The organism is Microvirga sp. KLBC 81 (genome assembly GCF_003075415.1).
Classification (GTDB): domain Bacteria; phylum Pseudomonadota; class Alphaproteobacteria; order Rhizobiales; family Beijerinckiaceae; genus Microvirga.
Map to the genome: position 1 here is coordinate 51,363 of NZ_QDAH01000019.1, position 18,405 is coordinate 69,767.

An 18,405-nucleotide genomic window follows, 5' to 3' on the forward strand; every position below is an offset into this window, starting at 1 on the left:
ACCGAACGGGCAACGGGCACCCAGTTACCCGTTCAGCATTTGGGATCCAACGGATTTCGCCGCAGCCTTCAGGCAGTCAGGATCTCGTCGGCAGGCCCGAAGAACTCGTAGTGAATACGGTCTGACCGGACCCCCGTCAGCGCCAGACCACCCACGAATGCGCGCAGGAATGGCCGTGGACCGCAGAGGTAATAGTCAGCCTCGCCCAGTGGCGTGTGAGCCTGAAGCCACTCCACGCTGATCAGCCCCTGGTGATCGAAGTCGTCGCCCTGCCGATCTTCCGGCCGCGGTTCGACATAGAAGACGGTTGCCTGGATGTTGGGATGGGCTTCAGCCAGAAACCGCACGCGGTTCTTCATGGCGTGGGTCGCGCCGTTCAGGGTGCCATGCACGTAATGGACGGCAACATGCGGATGCTGATTCGCAACCGCCTCCAACATGCTCATCATTGGTGTCAGCCCAACCCCGCCGCTCAGCAGAACAACGGGGCGAGGGGACTCCTCGTTGAGGAAGAACTCGCCGGCCGGCGGCGCCACCTTCAGGATCTCTCCGACCTCGGCTTGGTCATGCAGCCAATTCGACGCGATGCCCTGCGGCTCGCGCTTCACCGAGATCCGGTAGGTCTCGTCGTTGGGCGCACTGGAGATGCTGTAGTTCCGCTTCAGCGGGTGTTGGCCGGGAATATCGATCCAGAACGTGAGATACTGGCCCGGCTGGTGACGCAGGACAGGCTTTCCGTCCTCGGGGCGCAGCACGAAGGACGTGATGATCTCGCTCTCGCGCTGTTTGCTTTCGATCCTGAAATTGCGCCAGCCGTTCCATCCGCCGGGTGCGTTAGCCAGGCTGTTGTAGACGGCTCCCTCGCGTCCGATCAGCACGTGGGCGAGGAACCAGTACGCTTCGCCCCAGGCAGCCAGGATCTCGTCGGTGGCGGCGTCCCCGAGCACGTCCTTGATCGCCCCGAGCAGCGCTTCGGCAACGTAAGGATAATGCTCAGGCAGGATGTTCAGCCCGACATGTTTCTGCGCGATCCGCTCGACGGCAGGCGCGAGAGCACCGAGATTGTCGATGTTCTGCGCATAGGCCAGGATCGCGGTGGCGAGCGCCTTGGGTTGCGAGCCGGTCTCGCCATGGTGGGACTGGTTGAACAGGTCACGGATGGCCTCGTTCTGGAACATGCGCTCGTACATGCGCTTCGTGATCGCCAGCCCATGCTCCTGGAGAGCCGGCACGGTGGCCTTCACCAGATGAATGCTCGTATCGCTTAATGTGTTCGTCATAGGATTACCCTTGATGCTTCATCGAGAGGTAGTGGAACGATCTGGCCATCTGACCAACGGCACGTCAGGCTCGGCTTTCATGGCTTGTCATCAGCATTCAGGGCATCTGATCTCGGCCCTCATTACCGGGCGTAGATGCCGTCACGAGATGACGACAAATCCAATTATTCCTTCGGGAATTCGCATGAGCGCGGCCAAGCGCAGGCCGCACCGAATAGTGTCGCGTAGATGCAGTCTGTGAGTGTGTTGCCCAGGAGAGGCTTTTCAAGCACATCCCGGATTCCGGAGCGGAGAGCACAGTCGAGCACGTCATGAGCTGCTCCGGACGTGACGAGGATGACTGGGTAATTGCAATGGTGCTCCCGAAGCTTGGCCACTAGCTCTACTCCATTCATGCCGGGCATGTTATAATCAACCACGAGACACCCGCATTCAGGGAGGGTCGGCTCAGTCAACAGATCGGTACTGCTCTCGTAGACTCGAACGTCCAAGCCTTCCAATTCGAGGGCAAACCTCAAGGATTCCCGGACGGCTGCGTCGTCATCCACCACAAGGACGACGTTGGTATGTTCGGACATCGTCAAACCCAACTAATGCCGTGTTCCGGCCAAATCCGTTTTGCGTTTTGCTATGCCATGAGCGTTACCCCACGTGGCCTTGGCACTCCATTCCGGGAATATCCTTAGAATCCAACACAACTGATCAGGGTCCGGTTCGGGTCAGATTCTGCAGTTCCCTATCCTTCACGGACGTCTGCTTAAGTCGGGCGAGCAGACCAAGGCGTGACCTCCGAGAAGTGTTATGACCTGACGTTAAGTTTGGTCGCCATGAGCGCCAGACGCCAACTTCGAAACGTGCCACTGCGGCCTGCCCTGGTGAATGCACCGGCCTGCAACGCCAAGCCGTAGACGTGGATCGGCCGGACATAGCTGTTCTCTGCCATCACGCTGCTACGTTTCCGAATAATCGTCCACCAGCCGGAATCTGAAGCCGTAGCGTCTTGGGAGCGGCGCTGTGGCACCGGGCCCAGATCCATCAGGGTGGCGCTACAGCCAGCGTCTTACGCGCGAGCGGTAGCCACGGTAGACATCGCCGAACTTGCGCTCGAGATAGGCTTCTTCGCGGGCCACGACGCCGTAGCGGATGACGATCGCGAAGGGCACCAGCGTCATCAGCAGCCAGAGATTGTCGAACGCAATGGCCAAGCCGATCAGTCCCAGGAACATGCCCAGGTAGATGGGATTGCGCGTGAAGCGGTACGGTCCGCTCTCGACAATGGTGGTGGTCGGCAGATTGGTGGGGACGTTCGAACCGGCCTTGGTGATGGTAACGATGGCCCAGACGGCCAGCGCCAGCGCGAGGACGAACACCATTCCGCCGAGCCAGCCTGCAGGCTGGCCGACCGGCAAGAATGATAAGGGCATGAGCCAGTTGAGCGCAAACCCAACAATGACGGCAAGCCCCCAAGCAAGCGGCGGCCGAATAATGACCTGAGCGGTATCTGCCGTGTCAGCCATAGCGGGACGGTGAACTCAAGGTCTTTGTCTACGTCACTTGCAGAATACCATCAAACTGCTTCCAGTGCTGACTCACAATCCGGGACCCTCATGTCCCTCAACCTGCGGGGATTGAGCACACCAGTTCTGATCCATGGAATTCAGTATGAGGCCACAAGCCGATCAGCATAACCAAGCTCATGAGTGGCTGAATTCGGCTCCTCAGGACACCGGCCAATTGCAAACCAGCACGAGCTTGCCCTTCACCGATCCCTGGCCGAGCAATTCGTGCGCGCGACGAGCCTCGCTCAGCGGAATCCGCCCGGCGATCATGGGCCTGATTTTCCCGTCACGAAGCAGATCAAGCAGCGCGCTCAAATCCTCACGAAACCATGCTGGGTTCCACCGTTTCACGTTCTGGATGCTGTAGGGGAGGATACGTCGTCTGCCGGGCGAAAGGAGGGCGCGGAGCGCGTACCACGCCGGCCGCACAATGCCGCGAAACCGATAGCGCAAGCCACCTGCCAGCACACCCTTCCTGAGAAATGAAGTGAAGCCGTAAACGATGACACGGCCGCCCGGCCTCAGAGCCTGGAACGAGCGCCAGACATTGGCTTCGCCAACTCCGTCGAAGACGACGTCCACGCCTTCACCTGTCAGGCGGTGAATCTCTTCGACAAAGTCGGCCTTTTGATAGTCGATGGGCGTGGCGCCCAGGCTGGTTACGGTCTGATGAGTGGCCAGCGATGCGGTGCCATACATTTCCAAGCCTGCCAGGCGGCCAAGTTGCAGCAAAGCCGTGCCGACGCCTCCGGCCGCACCATGAATGAGCACCCGCTGACCGGGTGCGACATGCGCGGTGCGATGCATCATCTGATAGGCCGTGATGTAGTTAAGCACGAGACTAACGGCCTCGGCGGGATCGAGGCCATCCGGAACAGGAGTGATCTCACTTTCCGGCAGGCAGATATACTGGGCGTAGCCGCCATGAATTGGCAGAGCCGCAACCATCTGGCCGACAGCTGCTCGCGACGCGTCCGGTCCGGTCTTGTCCACCTCCCCCACGATGTCCCATCCCGGCGTGAACGGAAGGGGCGTTTTTTCCGGATGCAGCCCCTCCCGCATCAGCAAGTCCGCAAAGGACACGCCGGCAACGAGCACGCGCACCCGCACCTCGCCGCGCTCCGGCTCCGGCGTCTCCTCCTCGACGGTTTCCAAGACTTCCGGCCCGCCATGACGGCGAACGATAATCCGGAGCGATTTCATGGCAGGCCTCGTCCAGGTTGTGACCCCTGGAGCCTCCCAGCGTGTTGTAGGCCCAGCGGATGGAGCGAGACGGTCCGCGGCCTATCGCGACGTGGTTCGTGTCCACGCGGGCGGATCGCTGGCCGGGAAGGACTCCAGGTCGGCCTCCTCAACGATGTCGGGAGCCTCTTCCAGAGCGTCGGGAACGCTGACCAGGTCGGTGTGCCCGAAGCCCTTGGAGTAATCGAGCACCGAGATGACGGTCGGCGTCACGCGGAAGATGCGGACCTCTTCCGGGCTCGGCATTGGCCCTGGCAGGGAGACCTGCTCCGGATACTTCCGCATGAGCATCTGCATCACCTTGCCCGCCTCGGCGTGGTCGGTCACCGCCTGTGCATGCCCCGCCATCGACAGGCCGGCGATGGCCATGATGTCAGACGTGTCATGGTCAATTGTCAGCGACACGCGATCATCCCGCGCCAGATTCGCGGCTTTCTGGCTGTCCAGGCCGCACAGAAAGTAGAGGGTGAGGCCCTCGTTCGCGTAGCCGACAGTCGTCGCCTGCGGCCAGCCGTCGGGCCTAAGGGTGGCAATCGTCATAATCCGATGCTGGTCCAGCAGCGTCAGGATCTTCTGTCTGATTTCCTCGTTCATTGGCCGCCTCCATGATGGCGCGCAATCCATCGCGGCATGGGCAATTATACGCCTGCCGGGTCCTCTTGTCTGCTTTGAGTCGAACCAGGAAATCCCCTGCCCTTCAGGAGCGTCCGGCGTTCCCATCTTGAGCGGACATTCAGCTTGCTTCCGAGATGTACCAGGAGGAGGCGTTTGGAGCTCGTTCCATGGCTTCTATGCTCTGGAAACTCTCCAGATCATATCTCCCGGAAAGCCGCTCAGGGAACAGGCGTAGGCCATAAGGCCCACAGCAAGAACGCCGCCGCCGTTATCCAGAGGCCTATAATCACCCCCGCTGCCACTCGGCTGGTCGGGCGTTCGGATCGTCTCTGCGCCTCCTTGCGGAACTCCGCCATGAGCGGATCAGGGATCATCTTGATCACGAGGAAGATCGCAACAGGCAGGATGATCACCTCATCGAGATAGCCCAGCACCGGGATGAAGTCGGGGATCAGGTCGATTGGGCTGAGCGCATAGGCAGCAATGAAAGCCGCTACGGCCTTCACATACCAAGGCACCCGCGGGTCGCGAGCGGCGATGTAGAGGGCAACAATGTCCCGCTTGATCCGCCGCGCCCAGTTTCTCAGCCGCGGTCCCATTCCTGTCCTCTCGTCCATCCCCGGTACTACTCTTCTGTCTGCAACTGACAGCGCGTGCACACCGCCATTTCCAGGGGGATTGCCGGGCGAAGAGCCGGGATAAAATCCGCGATGATCAGGAACCCGGCCCCGACCGTGAGCACGCCGTTATGTCCCAGCCGCCCCGAGAGGGTGCCGGCCGGACAGGCCGCGAGGGCATAGAGGATGTTCATCACCACCATGACGGTGGGTACCAACGCCAGCGGCAAGCCCACATTCTGCGAGCGCAGCACCAGGAATGCATCGCCGAACCGGGTCAGTGTCAGGATAGCCGAAATTCCGACCACGGCCGAGAAGGGACCGGACAGGCATCCACGTCCGCAAGCGCAAGCGCTGTTTCAGGCTCCTGAAGCCCAGGATATCATCGAGACAGCTAAGATCTACCACCTGATTTATTTGTCGGGACTATGCTTGGCTTCCAATTCCGAACCAGTGCACGCGCAATTCTGAGCGGCATCGAAATGGTGCACATGATATGAAAAGGACAGATGACGTGCGCCTGGAAGCTGCAGCCCTCCATTGCTGGGCAGTTCCAGCGGCTCGCCCGCCGCCCCGCACGCTCTCTGATGAGCCGCGCCTGTGTCGGAAGCGAGATTGCAGAGCGCGTCATCGGTCACGCAATCCCAGGCGTGACTGGCGTCTATGATCGCCACGGCTATGTGCCCGAAAGGAGCGATGCGCTTCAGAAACTCGCAGCGGAGATCGGACAGATCAATGCCTGATACCAAGGGGCATCATTTCCAACTCACGTGAGCCCACTCGCATGCCGATTGAGGTGCTCCATCCGGCTTTATGAGCGCAGCCCGTATGGTGGCGAGCCGCACCACACGCTATAATACAGACGAGTGCCAGTCCCCTGTGTCAGTCCACGTGACGTTTGCCGGGAGGTTCGAATGGCGGAGAATTCCCGATCCCAGGTCAAGGCTGCGATCTCTGCAATCATGCAAAGGGACCAGTCGAAACCTCCGCCCGGCGAAACGCCCCAAAACGCCGAGCTTTCGGCGCTCCGCCGCGCTCACCTCGAGCGGCTTCAGTCGGAACTCGCCAACGCCGGTTTGGACTTCGGCAGGCTCGAGAAACTGTATGACGAGTACAAGAATGAGGCTGACAAGGTTTTCGAGAAGCTGACGCCGCCTGTCGATTCAAAGCCCATGGAACCGATGGAGAGTGATCGGGAGTGGACGGAGAATAAAAAGCGGGTCTACGATCTGATCGGTGGTAGACCGCTGGTCACGTTCCCGATTGTCCTCGATGCTCCCGCAGCCATTTACTCCGTGCCTTCCGCCTCCCTGGTCGACTCGCATATCGGGAGCTGGAACAGTTGGGCCACGTGGAAACACAACGACAGCCGCAGCGGCAGCGGCTTCTCCTTCCCCGACTGGGAGTACGCGAACATCAGGTTCTTCTTCGCTTGGCAAAACAACTCGCCGAATGTCGCCGTCATCAAGCGCGCCAGGGCCGATCTCACCGTCCGGGGGCAGCTTCAGGCCATAGCGCACCCACCTTTGCTCATCGGTGTCAACACGGATGTGCTTTTGTACGCCCACCACCGGGTCTTCGTGGGTTCGACGAGTCTCACCACTGATCATCACTATATTACTGGTACGGTTGCGTACACGGAGGGCTGGCTCAAGGGCGGCACCGGCGATTTCGAGACGGTCGATTTCAACCGGGTGAAGCCCGTAATATTCGATGACATCCTCGTACCGGCCAATCAATTCGCCGTTTTCGACGTCGGACTGGAGGCACAGTACAAGATTCAGAACGGGGCGGTGCATTATGTGTTCACCGGGCCAAGCCGATACATTGCCTGCCCGTCCCTTGTCCTTGAACTCAGCCTTGTCGTTCAATCTTGACGGGCGCCCTCCTCCGCAGCGGGTTCGATGAACAAATTCCGCCCAATGTGAGCGGATCATCGGAACCAGCGAACTAGGGCCGGTTTACGGTTGGCGCTACGTCAGCTTTGGCTCTCACATCTGACCCGACCTCAATGTCTTAGATGTACCATTGCCAGACGCTGCAGGTCGAAACTCCCATCAAGATACGCGCCTCTAAGGCATCGGACGTGAAAAGTGGAATCAACTTTTGGGACCAATCCGATGCTTTCTCCTTCAATGAGAGCATCGTGCGGTGCCGACATGCACACCACCGTTCATTGGAAGTCAGATCCTGACGTCGGCGATCGCGTGTTCCTCTCTCGCGCTCTCCGCCAGTCAATGAAGTCCTGGTAAAGGCGCTCACGTACTGCTGTCGAGATTGGCGTGGAGCAGACACCGCTTGCCACGATTAATCTCTCGAATGCACGCTGCTCATCAGCTTGCCGAGCCCTTTTATGGATTAAGCTCTGCGCCGGATCGAACCGCTGCCAGCCTGGCGCTGCCTGCAGATTGATTTCGGTTCGTTGGAGATCCTGCTCGGTTTGCTTCAACTCATCAAGGTGCGCGTCTATGACCTCAGCCAAGTGCGTCAAACGCTTGTAGCGGCTGCTCCCCTCCGGCCAGTCTCTCACGACGAGAATGTGGCCGACCGCTATGGTCTCAACCTGCTGCCCTGTTTCGATCAGGTGAGGGTACTCGTCGGCTGTCAACTGGACCGAGCGATAATGTGATGCGCCCTCTTCAAGAACGATCGGGAGAAGATGAAAGCGGCCGGACGACGGAAAGGCGAGAACTTCGGTCGAAGGATTCGATGCGAGAAGTATCGAGGCGTGAATCTCACCTGATTGAAGACGTTGGAATGCGGTATCCTGATCGTAAGTTGTGAACTCGGGCTTGATGCCGAGCTTTTCGAACATCAGGCTGGCTGTCAAATGTGCACCGCTCCCAGGCCGATTGATATTGACCTTGCGGCCCTCAAGTTGGCGGATGTCGGCGATGTGACGGGGCGCCAGAACATGAACTGCCTTGCTCGAAACCTGAAAGAGATATCGCAGCCGCTCGCGAACAGCCGATTGTACGTGGCCCGCCGCTCCCTCGAGGGCGTCTGCCTGCACAATGGCGGTGTCGATATCGGAGCGATGGAGTACGCTCACGAGATCCTGGACCGGCCCCTGGCTGGCGATGGGCTGCAAGCGCATTTGCCGGTGACTCAGGATCTCGGACAGACTGTCGAGCGTGCGTGAATAGGTGCTGTTTTCCTCACCAGAGATGACACGGATCGAACTATTGCGAGACGTATTCTGCTCTCGTCGTACTGCGATCTTCTCGACCGGCGATGAACGGACCGAGACATGATCTTTCGGCTGCTTGACCAAAGGCACTGGAGCGGATGTCTGCTTCGAGCATCCCTCCAGGGTCAAGCAAAGGCCTGCAACGATAAGTACGCTTACGCAACGAAACATGACAGTGCTCCCCGAAGGTCCCCAGCCCTGGCCGTTTCTGAGACGACTTTGATCCGCGCTTGCAGCATCGGTCTACAGTGCCGAGCGAACAATTTGGGTTTTACTTTTCCTATAGTTAATTCCCCGAGAGAGCTTCGACCGCAGCAGCATATCCTCGTTGGTGGCATATCGCGAACGGGCGAATGCCGCAGCGTGAAAGAGGGCTCGATCGTCAACCCGGATCGAGTGCCTCATATCCACGCCATATTCATCCGCTTTGCGAGATCGAAGGAGTAAGACGCCGTTCTGCAAAAATGCACTCAAGCCTCAAGCAGGTGTCGATGCGCAGCAGTTCATGTGGGATGGGTAAGATCATGGATCAGCATCTCGATGTCATGATTCAGATCAAGACTGCCAAGCCCACTGACATCCATCGTGTCAATCGGCCAATCACTGGAATAATGCAACTCCCCCGAAGGCTCCGCTGCACCGATAGTCGATCCGCCGATCGCAATGTTGATGGGTGCGTAGATGCCGACATCATTGTCGTTCATGATGCCAATGAAGACGCCATCACCTCCGCTGCCGACGATCCCTCCGCCGGTGTGAACGGTGTCTGCATGCAGGAGAGACCAAAATCCTGAATCTCCGACGGCGCCGTTACCGTTGCCGCCTTGGCCCCCAACTCCCCCAACCTGAACTGCTCCTTGGTCGAAGACAACGGAATTGTACTGGGTAGCCGTTACGTTGCCGCCAAACCCGATTGCAATATTGATTGGAGCATAGATCGCGACGTCCATGTCCAACATGGCTCCGAGAAAGATGCCGTCTCCACCGTTGCCAGCGTGTCCGGCGCTTCCGAAGAAAGCTGCCGTTTCAGGAGGTAAGGACGACGATAACCCTGCATGGCCGCTTTGATTCGCCCCACTGGTGTGGCTTGCGCTCCCGGCAGCTGCAGCACTACCAACCCCGCCGGTGTTGCCCTCACCTCCGCCACCGCCAGCCCCGGCTATCTGACCTGCATGGTAATTGAAAACGACGGCATCGCTCTGAGTAGCCGTCGCCTCTCCCCCATAGGCGTTTATTGCAATGTTGAGCGGGACATAAATGGAGATGTCGGAGTCCACCATTGCGCCAATGAAGGTGCCGTGGCCACCGTTTCCGACAGTTCCCCCATCGGTCAACAGAGCGCCGAGGCTATCTGCCCTGCCCTCCAGGGCATGCCGAGAGGCGTCCGCTTGCCAGGGAGTAAGGTCGTACACCTCGCGGCTGTTATATCCCGTCCCGATGGTGTCTTCCGTGTCAGAATGATGCCGCTGGAAGGGAGAGCTATGCCTATCGCCCTGCGATGGAACGAGATTATCGAGGGGGCTGACGCTGCTCGGAGAATAACTCGGTTCGCCCAGCCGGAATGCATCATCTCTTCCGCGCCGAAACAACATCGCCTGACTCTCGACTAGGGCAGTAAATCTGCCGACCTGTAATGATGATAGGTTCAGTGTGACGTAACTCAGCAGGAAACCCGAGAGATCAATTCGAGTGATCTGTCATCCCATTGGGTGTCACACCTTTGTAGGAATGATCACACTTTCAGGTGACGTGCGAGCATTCAAAGTGATCTCTACAGCCGATAGCTGGACAATCCCATAATCGCACCGCGACGCGATTCCCTGCCGGAATCTCGTCGTTCTCGAGACATGATCACAGGGAGGCAGCAATGCCATCATGGTATCCGAGTTTAGATGCGTCCGACACAATCAAGTTCGATCACATCGACACCAGCGGCGGCAATGCCGGCAACGGTGGCGACGGAAAGAATTGGGGCAACCAGAACGACAACGATACGGCAGTCTTCAAGCCGGACAATTACGCCTATGGCGCTCACATCAAGGCGAATGTCGGGGACACCGTTGACGCCTATGCAAAATGGGATGCCGACGGAGGCGATGGCAAAGGATTCGGCAAAGGCGGCTATGGCGGCGATGGCACCGGAGGCTATGGCGGCAAAGGCGGCTATGGTGGTGATGGCGGCAAGGGCGGCGACGGCGGCGACAGCGGTTATGGCGGCTATGGTGGCCATGGCGGCAAGAAAGCCTACGATCTCAAAGGCGGCTACGGCGGCTATGGTAAAGGCGGCGACGGTGGCGATGGCGGCCATGGCGGAAAGGGTGGCTATGGCGGTTATGGTGGCTATGGCGAAGGTGGCGACGGCGGAAAAGGCTACGGCACCGGAAAAGGCGGCTGGGCCAGCTCCGACGGCGACCAGTATATCAAGACCGGCGGCAACACCGCAGATATCAAAGCTCCGACAACGGCCACCCAAAAGAACTTCGCGTATTTTGACCAGGGTGCTCACCAGATAGCCGGCATCGGCGGCGATGGCGGCAACGGCAACAGCGCCGATGGCGGGCCGGTCGTGTTCTCCCTGGTCCACCCCACGAACTTCGAGGTTCACAATAAGCTGTTCGAGTATAGCGACGGCGATCACTATCCGGACGTACCCGCATAAAGTTTTCACCCTGGGATCCGGCGGCACGCCCGCCGGATCTTTTCTCCCTTATCCCGCGCATACTCGAACAGGCAGGCTCACAGAGAACGCGAAGCGCGAGCTGTGATTTGTTGCAATGAGTTCAGTCGATAAACACATCCGACAGAATCCTCTCCAGGCTGCCCTGGCAGCCTGCACGAGTTCGTTCGTTCTCGTGTTCGCCTACAGCTGCGGCTTCAACCTGCTACTCCTAGCGCCGTCGATCTATCTCCTCCAAGTCTATGACCGTGTTCTGTCGAGCCGCAGCGTCGATACCCTGGTGATGCTGACTCTGATCGTCTGCCTAGCGGTTCTTTCTGGCGCTCTCCTCGATACCGTGCGCCGAGCGGCGCTCACGCGCATTGCGGTCTGGCTGGATGATCGGCTTCGTCCCGTCGTTCTATCGGCAGTGTTCGAATATGCTTCTCATGCCAATTCCAGTCGAGCCAACGAGGCCTACCGCGACCTCTGGACCTTGCGCCAGTTCATTGAATCCCCGATTTCGGCTCTGCTGTTCGATCTACTCTGGGCCCCGCTCTTCCTCGTCGTCCTCTTTCTGCTCCATCCGATTCTTGGCGGAATCGGCACTGCCTGCGCAATTCTGCTCTTCGGATTCGCACTCGCGGGAGAGGTCGCCACCCGGGTACCGCTTGCACAGGCCGCGACCGCCCAGGCCAGGAGCTTCAGCCGACTGTGGCACGCCCTCAACAGCTTCCACATGCTCCGGACCCTCGGAATGATCAGCGGAGCAGTGCGGCAGATCAATCATGACGCTGAAGAGGCCAAGATCGCTTTCCAGTCGGCAGCGCGCCGGACGGAGAGGATTCAGGCTGTGGCGCGACCGACAAAGGCACTGGCACAGGTTCTCATCATGGGAGCTGCTACGTGGCTCGTCCTCGAGGAGCAGAGGAATCCTGGAATCATTTTTGCCTCAAGCCTCCTCTTCGGAAGAGCGCTAGCCCCCATCGAAGGCGTGGCGGGCGGCTGGAGAACGATCAGTTCCGTGCGCGACGCTTACCGGCGCGTTGCCGAGATTCTGGCCATTGCTCCAGCCACGCCGCCGCACAGACTGAAGCTGCCTGAGCCCGTTGGATATCTGTCCGTATCCGATGTCAGTTATTGCCCTCCCGGCGGAAAAGCGTTTGTCTTAAAGAGCGTTTCCTTGCGCCTTCTTCCCGGCGAATGCCTCGGCCTGATCGGGCCGTCAGGTTCGGGAAAATCTATTCTGGGACATCTCATTGCCGGTTTGTCGAATCCCGCCGTCGGCTGCATCACGCTCGACACAATAGGAGTGGCCACATGGCGGCGAGCAGCAGGTGGATCTTACGTCGGCTATTTGCCTCAGGAGATCGAGCTGGTCGGTGCTTCCGTCGCAGAAGCCATCAGCTGCCTGACCGATCCCGATCAGGCAGAGGTCATCAAGGCTGCGCAGATGGTGGGCATGCACGAGATCATCATGCGCCTTCCCAAGGCTTATGACACAGAAATGAGCGAGGCGGCATCGCGCCTCCTTCTGGGACAACGCCAGCGCCTGGGCATTGCGCGGGCCTGTTTCGGACGGCCACGTCTCGTCGTGCTCGACGAGCCCAATGCGCATCTGGACTACAAGGGCGAGCAGATCCTGTTCAATGCCATCGAGAGCCTCAAAGCCGATGGGGCAACGATCGTCGTGATTACTCATCGTACGGGAATCCTGCCGGTCACGGACAAGATCGCAATTTTGGAAGACGGAATGCTCAGCGCTTTCGGTAGAAGCCAGGATATCTTCGAACGTTATCTGCGCCGCCCTCAGATCAACGCCTCGAGATAGGAGCACCCGTCTAAAGAGCGTCTATGATGTCGAAAGGACAGATATCGTGACAGGAGCCAACGATCTTCCCCCGCGAGCCCTCGTCTGGCAGCCCCCCTTGATTCCACCGACTCCTATATCGCGAATGCGCGGTGTTACCAGGGTGGGAAACGTGCTCCTCTTCGGATTCCTCGGCACCCTCGGGGTCTGGTCCGCCTTTGCACCCCTGGAGAGCGCCGCAATCGCGCCCGGCCTGGTGGAGGCGGAATCCAGCCGCAAGGTCATTCAGCACCTGGAGGGCGGCATTATCAAAGAAATTTTGGTCAAGGACGGCGATATCGTGAAAAGCGGGCAAGTACTCGTTCGCCTGGATCAGACCAGAGCCTACGCGGAGCGCCGGAGTTGGTCTGAGCAGTACTGGGACGCAAGAGTGCGCGAAGCGCGCCTGATCGCCGAAAGGGACAATCTACAAGGAATTGCTATTTCCCCTGAAGTGGAAGCGGCTCAGGCCGATCATCCATCGATCGCAACAATCATAGCTGGGCAGCAGAAGATCTTTCAGACCCGTTTGCAGGTGTTTCATTCTCAAGAAGCCATTATTCGGCAGCGCATCTCGCAGGTCGAGGAAGAGATTGTCGGACTTCAGGCAGAGGGAGCGGCAGCAGCGAAGCGAGCGAGCATCATTCGCGAGGAGAGAGCTGCCGTGGCGTCTCTCGTCGATAAAGGGCTTGAGCGTCGTCCGCGTCTCCTCTCCCTCGACCGGGAGATGGTTGAAGTCGACGGGCGCAAGGGCGAAGTGGCTGCCCAGATTTCGCGCGCTCGCCAAGTTATCAGCGAAGCGCAAGCGACCCTCATCAAGCTCGAGAGCGACCGACAGAACGAGATCGCACAATCTCTGAGGGAAGCGCAGAGCCAGATCGCCATACTGTTTGAAAAGATACGAACTCTGGATGATCAGCTATCACGCACGGATGTGAAGGCACCGGAGGACGGCGTGATCACTGACCTTAGAATCCACACAGCTGGAGGCGTGGTCGGCGCCGGAGCCCCCTTAATGGACCTGGTCCCGATGGATGACCGGCTCATCATTACCGCGCGGCTTAGGCCCGAGGACATTGACGTGGTTCGTCTCGGGCTCAGTGCTGAAATTCGGCTCCTGCCCTATAACCAGCGTCGCATTCCGCCGATTGCAGGTACGATCATTTATGTCTCGGCCGACCGTTTGACTGACAAGAGGACGGATCAGCCTTATTATGCCGCCAGGATCCGCATCGACGATCCGCACCTGGTCAGAGCCAGCGGAATCGATATGGTTTCCGGCATGCCGGTCGAGGCATTCATCAAGACCGGGCGGAGCACGGTGGCTCTCTATACCTTGCAGCCCCTTCTCGACAGCTTTAATCGCGCGTTCAGAGAGGATTGAGAGCGTCACGGTTCGAATTGGAGAGCGCTGGTCGGTCTATTCCTCACCGCTTCTAGATCTCAGTTGCTGCGAGAGGATGACGGCTTCAGTTCGATTGGTGGCATGCAACTTGCGCATGATTTTTCGAATGTGGGCCTTCACGGTGTTTTCGGAAAGGTTAAGGTGGTGGGCAATCCATTTATTGGGATAACCCTTCTGCAGAGCCGCAAGAACCTCCGCCTCACGGGCTGTAAGAATAGACGCAAGGCCGATTGCTCCCGGACCAGTTATTGCGTCGTCTCCAGATATGTCTCGTGATTGTTGCAGCCGTTTCTGAGAGAGCGACAGAGCACCATTGATCTCTGCAAGATACGGGCTCCTTGCTATTCCTTCGCGAAGATGGGGACCTTCGTTGATCTGGCGGGGAAAATAATTACCGCCAGCCATGACGAGTTGCACGGCGGCGACGGCTATTTTGAGCGAAGCCGAAATCGGGATGACACCCTGCGCGCCTGACGCAATCGCAATCTCGACATCGGCAGGATCATCGCAACTTGCGATGACGACGACAGGTGCCTGAGGGAAATACTCTGCAATCGTCCGGATGTCGTAGCCCATTCTCTCGCGCAGGACAGGCTGTGATTTGACCTTGAAGATCACCAATGCAACTTCCATTCCGGGAGGATGAGCAAGCTCCGCTATGGAGCCAGCGCCGAGTATGAGAACTTGAGAGAAAGCGCTTTTCATTGCCTCGATGAGGCATTCCCGGACCAGCACTTCGTCATCCACGACAACGATAATGTCCTTAGCTGCTTCATCCGACTGAAATTCGATCGATGGATTTAACACAGCCATGGCAATCCTCGTTCACGCCACTCATCCAATCTTGTTCGGCAGGATATCTGCATGGCATCAGCCATGTCACTGAACCGGCTACCGTCACGAGGGTAGGTGCAAGCCCGAACAAGTACTCTTCGTTAGAATTAAGAGGTTCCGCGCAGTAGAGACACATCCATGCTACGATCGCATCACACGACGCCAATCTTGGGTAGCACTTGTTCGGAGTATCTTTAACGCTTGGTAGATTTTGCACAGCTTTCAGAAAACTATTGCAGGATATAGTCCCCTTTCTTGAAGATACTCTTATACAGAGAACCAATATACCTTTTCATAGCTTTGATTCCTAAGGAACAAGAGGTTCAACGATTCTAGGCCTGATTCAGCGAGGTCATACAAAATTTCTGAGCTCCACTTCCGCGAAATTGCCTAGGATTTCGCATCGCGAATGCAACACGTCGACCATTGCCTTATCGCCAAATGTTAGAACGGAGGAAGCACTCCGACCCTCCAAGCCATTCCTATCGGCGGCACCGGGACGGGCAGCTTCCCTATACCTCCATGATCCAGAACCTCACGCACACCGATGCATTCATTCGTAAGCAGCAGGAGTGGATCACGGCCAACTATGAGCGCCCTCACATTGTGACCGATATCATTCGGCGCTCAGGGTTGCCCAGCCGCAGCTTTGTCCGCTGCTTAAGGGCTGCGACGGCTACACATCGATCGCCTACACGCAGGCTCTGCGCACCGAAGAGGACAAGCGGATGCTGGAAGCCACCGATATGGTTGTGGATGCCATTGCTGCCGAGGCTGGCTATCAGGCCACGACATCGTTCCATCGTCCGTTCAAGCGACTGGCGACCACGACTCGTGCCGGGTAAATTCCAGCTTCCGAGCCTCCTCAAAGTCATGAACCAACAATCCTCGCATCAGGTCGCGCAGCATCGCTCCGGGATCCGGCACATTCCTTGAGGTTTTGGATGTAGCCACGCTTGGCTCAACCCTGAGGACGAGGTTAGTCAAGCTGGGCCGGCGACGAAAACGGCCTGCTGGCGTCGACCACGAACAGCACGAACTCACGGAGATCCTCGGAGCCACTGCTCGTCACCACCATCGGCGTATCGCCCCCATGGCCCACCGTGCTCTGGCCGGCAGTCACTCGGGTTACGCCGTGTGGTGTTTTTTGGACAGCTCTTCCTTGAGCACGTAAAACGCCTCCGACCCAGGGTGAGTGTGCACGGCAGTGGCGCTACCCTTCGGGCCGCCGGCTTCGTTGACCCGCAGGAGATACTCCTTGGCCGTGATCCGGGGAATCGGCCCGATCTCGGCGACCTTCGTGCCTCCCCTGGACGTTTGACCCGCTTGCCCAAGGGTGAAGAGCCAGACCTTGCCGTCGTACTCGGCTACCAATCCCGTGGGACCTGCGGCCTCTTGCGCCTGCTCCTTAGAGCATCGTGCGGAAAAGTGGATCCGGTTTGCCGCTCTCAACGATGCTCTCATTGAAGGAGAAAGCATCGGATGGGTCCCAAGAGTGCAAATCCACTTTTCACGTCCGAGGCTGTAGTCCCGAAGGTGTCGATGCGCCAGAACAGGTCGCCGGATGGCAACTCCATTACCTTCCTCTCGACCAGTGGCTTGGCGAAGAAGCCTTGCTGCGCGGCTGCCGGCGAGGACAGAATCAACAATCCTGGGATCAAGACTGCGAAGAGCCTACGTTTCATCGTACAACCCTCCCATGCCATGGCACGAGCTGACTGCCCCCGTTGGGACCCGTCCGACCAGGTCGTCGGCAGTCTGCCTGTCGCGTCGGGAGTGCGGTCCCGGTCCACTGGCGATGCGCCACATGAGCCCGGAAATCCAGATGGAACAGCAGGTAAGCCATACGAACTTGCCCGGTGCCCGCTGTGGGCGCGCAATGTGGTGGTTGCAAGCGGTAGACTGAATTGCCCGCGCGGCCACTCGGTTCTGATCCGCCATTCGGACAAGCAGACCTATCTCAAGCTCTTTGGTTAGCGATATCCGCGTCACGCAGAGCTCTCCACTTTTCCGGTGCACGACCCATGCTGAATTGGTACAAAGAGATCCGGTGTGCGAAAGGCAGGCAATGGTCATGTTGGGTGAGGAGACCAGAGCAGGGCAACTGCCTCTCGTAGGAGGCATTCTCGCCCTGGATTTTACCAACACTTCGAGCGGACGCGGCTCCGAAGCTCATCTAGACCACATACGAACGACAGAGCACTTGATTCTTTGGGCCGTTCACAGCGGGATCCTCGCAGGGCAAGATGCCGAGAGAATCCGGATGACGTTGGCGCGCGACAAGCAAAAGCAGACGGAACTTCTGGTCGAAGCACTTGACGTGCGGGAGCTCATCTATCGGATCGCCTCCAGGATTGCGTCCAAAAGCGAGCCGAGCAAACGCGATCTGGCCCGCTTGCGGGATGAGTTTAGAGTTCTGCTGGAACCGGCATCTCTGGATCACATGGGCGACGGTCGCTACGACTGGAGTTTCCCCGAGAAACCAGTCACATCATCCATCATTGGTCCAATCGTCTTATCGGCCGTCGAAATGCTCAGGCAGGGGCAGTTGGATCGGTTAAAACAGTGTCCTGGTCGGGATGGCGATTGTGGGTGGCTTTTCTTCGACCGGACGAAGAATGCTTCGAGGCGCTGGTGCGAAATGTCCGTTTGCGGGAACAGGGCCAAGGTGCGCCGCCACCGGGAACGGCAGTTCTGGGCCGAGGACGTGGGATAGTTCTCCATCCAAACGCCACGATGGCCCACTGGGCATATCAAAAATAGTGGCGTATCCGCCAGTGTGCTGCTGACAGGATCTGCGTCTGCTTGTTGATATAGCTTCTCGCTCCGCTAGCGCGTCGTGCGGAACCGAAGGTCCGTGCCAGCGAAAAGCAGACCCGGTTTTCCACTCAAAACAATGCGCTCCTCCAGAGAATGAGCATCGAATCGATCCAAAAGTAGAGTCCGCTTTTGGGGCCGATGCTCTAGCAATCTTCCGAATCCGTCTTTGAGCGAATGCGACACCGAGAGGGTCTGTAGATCTCATAGAGGTATTCGTGACGTGGCCGGCGCCTGATGCCGGGCAAGCCGAAGCCAAGCCTTCTCAGCCGACCTACTGGTTAGCGCCCGCGCTGAATAGCTCTCCCTGTCCAACAAAATGAGGCATTGGCGGTTGACTG

17 protein-coding genes and 2 pseudogenes are annotated in these 18,405 nt (G+C 58.5%); 8 read left to right on the forward strand and 11 right to left on the reverse strand.

Features of this window, described 5'->3' with window-relative positions; genetic code table 11:
* Positions 1-68: 68 nt before the first annotated feature.
* The 7 genes from hmpA to DC522_RS14275 all read right to left on the reverse strand — a co-directional run bounded on the left by hmpA (position 69) and on the right by DC522_RS14275 (position 5,621).
* Positions 69-1,280, reverse strand: coding sequence for an NO-inducible flavohemoprotein (gene hmpA / locus DC522_RS14245; protein ID WP_116529344.1), 1,212 nt, complete (start codon positions 1,278-1,280; stop codon positions 69-71).
* 164 nt (positions 1,281-1,444) lie between these two features.
* On the reverse strand, positions 1,445-1,858 hold the full coding sequence (locus tag DC522_RS14250) for a response regulator transcription factor (protein ID WP_116529345.1): 414 nt from the start codon (positions 1,856-1,858) through the stop codon (positions 1,445-1,447).
* 468 nt (positions 1,859-2,326) lie between these two features.
* Positions 2,327-2,797, reverse strand: a complete 471-nt coding sequence (locus DC522_RS14255) for an isoprenylcysteine carboxylmethyltransferase family protein (RefSeq protein ID WP_116529346.1) — start codon at positions 2,795-2,797, stop codon at positions 2,327-2,329.
* Positions 2,798-2,998: 201 nt separating this feature from the next.
* Entirely contained in the window at positions 2,999-4,042 is a 1,044-nt protein-coding gene (locus DC522_RS14260) for a medium chain dehydrogenase/reductase family protein (protein WP_116529347.1), read from the reverse strand.
* An 81-nt stretch (positions 4,043-4,123) separates the two neighbouring features.
* Positions 4,124-4,675, reverse strand: coding sequence for a pyridoxamine 5'-phosphate oxidase family protein (locus tag DC522_RS14265; protein ID WP_116529348.1), 552 nt, complete (start codon positions 4,673-4,675; stop codon positions 4,124-4,126).
* Positions 4,676-4,914: 239 nt separating this feature from the next.
* Positions 4,915-5,295 carry a YkvA family protein gene (locus tag DC522_RS14270; protein WP_116529349.1) on the reverse strand — a complete coding sequence of 127 codons (381 nt, stop codon included), beginning with the start codon at positions 5,293-5,295 and terminating at the stop codon, positions 4,915-4,917.
* Positions 5,296-5,321: 26 nt separating this feature from the next.
* On the reverse strand, positions 5,322-5,621 hold the full coding sequence (locus DC522_RS14275; RefSeq protein ID WP_116529350.1) for a hypothetical protein: 300 nt from the start codon (positions 5,619-5,621) through the stop codon (positions 5,322-5,324).
* 111 nt (positions 5,622-5,732) lie between these two features.
* Between DC522_RS14275 and DC522_RS35905 the strand changes: the two are divergent.
* Positions 5,733-5,876, forward strand: a pseudogene (locus DC522_RS35905) (IS6 family transposase); the annotation flags it as partial.
* Positions 5,877-6,227: 351 nt separating this feature from the next.
* Positions 6,228-7,190: a hypothetical protein gene (locus DC522_RS14285; protein WP_116529352.1), complete on the forward strand. Its 963-nt coding sequence runs from the start codon at positions 6,228-6,230 to the stop codon at positions 7,188-7,190.
* A 296-nt stretch (positions 7,191-7,486) separates the two neighbouring features.
* On the opposite strand, the gene DC522_RS14290 is transcribed toward DC522_RS14285, so the two are convergent.
* Together DC522_RS14290 and DC522_RS34275 are read right to left on the reverse strand one after the other, a co-directional pair.
* Positions 7,487-8,593, reverse strand: coding sequence for a TAXI family TRAP transporter solute-binding subunit (locus tag DC522_RS14290; RefSeq protein WP_165820155.1), 1,107 nt, complete (start codon positions 8,591-8,593; stop codon positions 7,487-7,489).
* Positions 8,594-9,006: 413 nt separating this feature from the next.
* Positions 9,007-10,095: a hypothetical protein gene (locus DC522_RS34275; RefSeq protein ID WP_133239284.1), complete on the reverse strand. Its 1,089-nt coding sequence runs from the start codon at positions 10,093-10,095 to the stop codon at positions 9,007-9,009.
* Positions 10,096-10,370: 275 nt separating this feature from the next.
* On the opposite strand from DC522_RS34275, the gene DC522_RS14305 reads away from it, so the two are divergent.
* The 3 genes from DC522_RS14305 to DC522_RS14315 all read left to right on the forward strand — a co-directional run bounded on the left by DC522_RS14305 (position 10,371) and on the right by DC522_RS14315 (position 14,392).
* Positions 10,371-11,162 (forward strand): hypothetical protein, encoded by a 792-nt coding sequence (locus tag DC522_RS14305; RefSeq protein ID WP_116529356.1) that lies wholly within the window; start codon positions 10,371-10,373, stop codon positions 11,160-11,162.
* 115 nt (positions 11,163-11,277) lie between these two features.
* On the forward strand, positions 11,278-12,990 hold the full coding sequence (locus tag DC522_RS14310; protein ID WP_116529357.1) for a type I secretion system permease/ATPase: 1,713 nt from the start codon (positions 11,278-11,280) through the stop codon (positions 12,988-12,990).
* Between the two features lie 46 nt (positions 12,991-13,036).
* Positions 13,037-14,392 (forward strand): HlyD family type I secretion periplasmic adaptor subunit, encoded by a 1,356-nt coding sequence (locus DC522_RS14315; protein WP_245444158.1) that lies wholly within the window; start codon positions 13,037-13,039, stop codon positions 14,390-14,392.
* Between the two features lie 36 nt (positions 14,393-14,428).
* On the opposite strand, the gene DC522_RS14320 is transcribed toward DC522_RS14315, so the two are convergent.
* Positions 14,429-15,226: a response regulator transcription factor gene (locus DC522_RS14320; protein WP_245444160.1), complete on the reverse strand. Its 798-nt coding sequence runs from the start codon at positions 15,224-15,226 to the stop codon at positions 14,429-14,431.
* A gap of 656 nt (positions 15,227-15,882) precedes the next feature.
* Between DC522_RS14320 and DC522_RS14325 the strand changes: the two are divergent.
* Positions 15,883-16,092 (forward strand): annotated as a pseudogene (locus tag DC522_RS14325) (helix-turn-helix domain-containing protein); the annotation flags it as partial.
* A 283-nt stretch (positions 16,093-16,375) separates the two neighbouring features.
* On the opposite strand, the gene DC522_RS14330 reads toward DC522_RS14325, so the two are convergent.
* On the reverse strand, positions 16,376-16,699 hold the full coding sequence (locus DC522_RS14330; RefSeq protein ID WP_116529360.1) for a hypothetical protein: 324 nt from the start codon (positions 16,697-16,699) through the stop codon (positions 16,376-16,378).
* Between the two features lie 90 nt (positions 16,700-16,789).
* On the opposite strand from DC522_RS14330, the gene DC522_RS34280 reads away from it, so the two are divergent.
* Both DC522_RS34280 and DC522_RS35910 read left to right on the forward strand, forming a co-directional pair.
* Positions 16,790-17,224 (forward strand): hypothetical protein, encoded by a 435-nt coding sequence (locus tag DC522_RS34280; RefSeq protein WP_133239285.1) that lies wholly within the window; start codon positions 16,790-16,792, stop codon positions 17,222-17,224.
* 97 nt (positions 17,225-17,321) lie between these two features.
* Positions 17,322-17,963, forward strand: a complete 642-nt coding sequence (locus DC522_RS35910) for a CGNR zinc finger domain-containing protein (protein WP_165820156.1) — start codon at positions 17,322-17,324, stop codon at positions 17,961-17,963.
* Positions 17,964-18,405 lie beyond the last annotated feature (442 nt).

What these genes read in the sequence shown, in the direction of transcription:
- DC522_RS14310 (WP_116529357.1), top strand. Translation starts at nt 11,278, where the DNA reads ATGAGTTCAGTCGATAAACACATCCGACAGAATCCTCTCCAGGCTGCC.
- DC522_RS14265 (WP_116529348.1), bottom strand. Translation starts at nt 4,675, where the DNA reads ATGAACGAGGAAATCAGACAGAAGATCCTGACGCTGCTGGACCAGCAT.
- DC522_RS14255 (WP_116529346.1), bottom strand. Translation starts at nt 2,797, where the DNA reads ATGGCTGACACGGCAGATACCGCTCAGGTCATTATTCGGCCGCCGCTT.
- DC522_RS14285 (WP_116529352.1), top strand. Translation starts at nt 6,228, where the DNA reads ATGGCGGAGAATTCCCGATCCCAGGTCAAGGCTGCGATCTCTGCAATC.
- DC522_RS14250 (WP_116529345.1), bottom strand. Translation starts at nt 1,858, where the DNA reads ATGTCCGAACATACCAACGTCGTCCTTGTGGTGGATGACGACGCAGCC.
- DC522_RS34275 (WP_133239284.1), bottom strand. Translation starts at nt 10,095, where the DNA reads ATGTTGTTTCGGCGCGGAAGAGATGATGCATTCCGGCTGGGCGAACCG.
- DC522_RS35910 (WP_165820156.1), top strand. Translation starts at nt 17,322, where the DNA reads ATGTTGGGTGAGGAGACCAGAGCAGGGCAACTGCCTCTCGTAGGAGGC.
- DC522_RS14260 (WP_116529347.1), bottom strand. Translation starts at nt 4,042, where the DNA reads ATGAAATCGCTCCGGATTATCGTTCGCCGTCATGGCGGGCCGGAAGTC.
- DC522_RS14320 (WP_245444160.1), bottom strand. Translation starts at nt 15,226, where the DNA reads ATGGCTGTGTTAAATCCATCGATCGAATTTCAGTCGGATGAAGCAGCT.
- DC522_RS34280 (WP_133239285.1), top strand. Translation starts at nt 16,790, where the DNA reads ATGCGCCAGAACAGGTCGCCGGATGGCAACTCCATTACCTTCCTCTCG.
- DC522_RS14305 (WP_116529356.1), top strand. Translation starts at nt 10,371, where the DNA reads ATGCCATCATGGTATCCGAGTTTAGATGCGTCCGACACAATCAAGTTC.
- hmpA (WP_116529344.1), bottom strand. Translation starts at nt 1,280, where the DNA reads ATGACGAACACATTAAGCGATACGAGCATTCATCTGGTGAAGGCCACC.
- DC522_RS14270 (WP_116529349.1), bottom strand. Translation starts at nt 5,295, where the DNA reads ATGGGACCGCGGCTGAGAAACTGGGCGCGGCGGATCAAGCGGGACATT.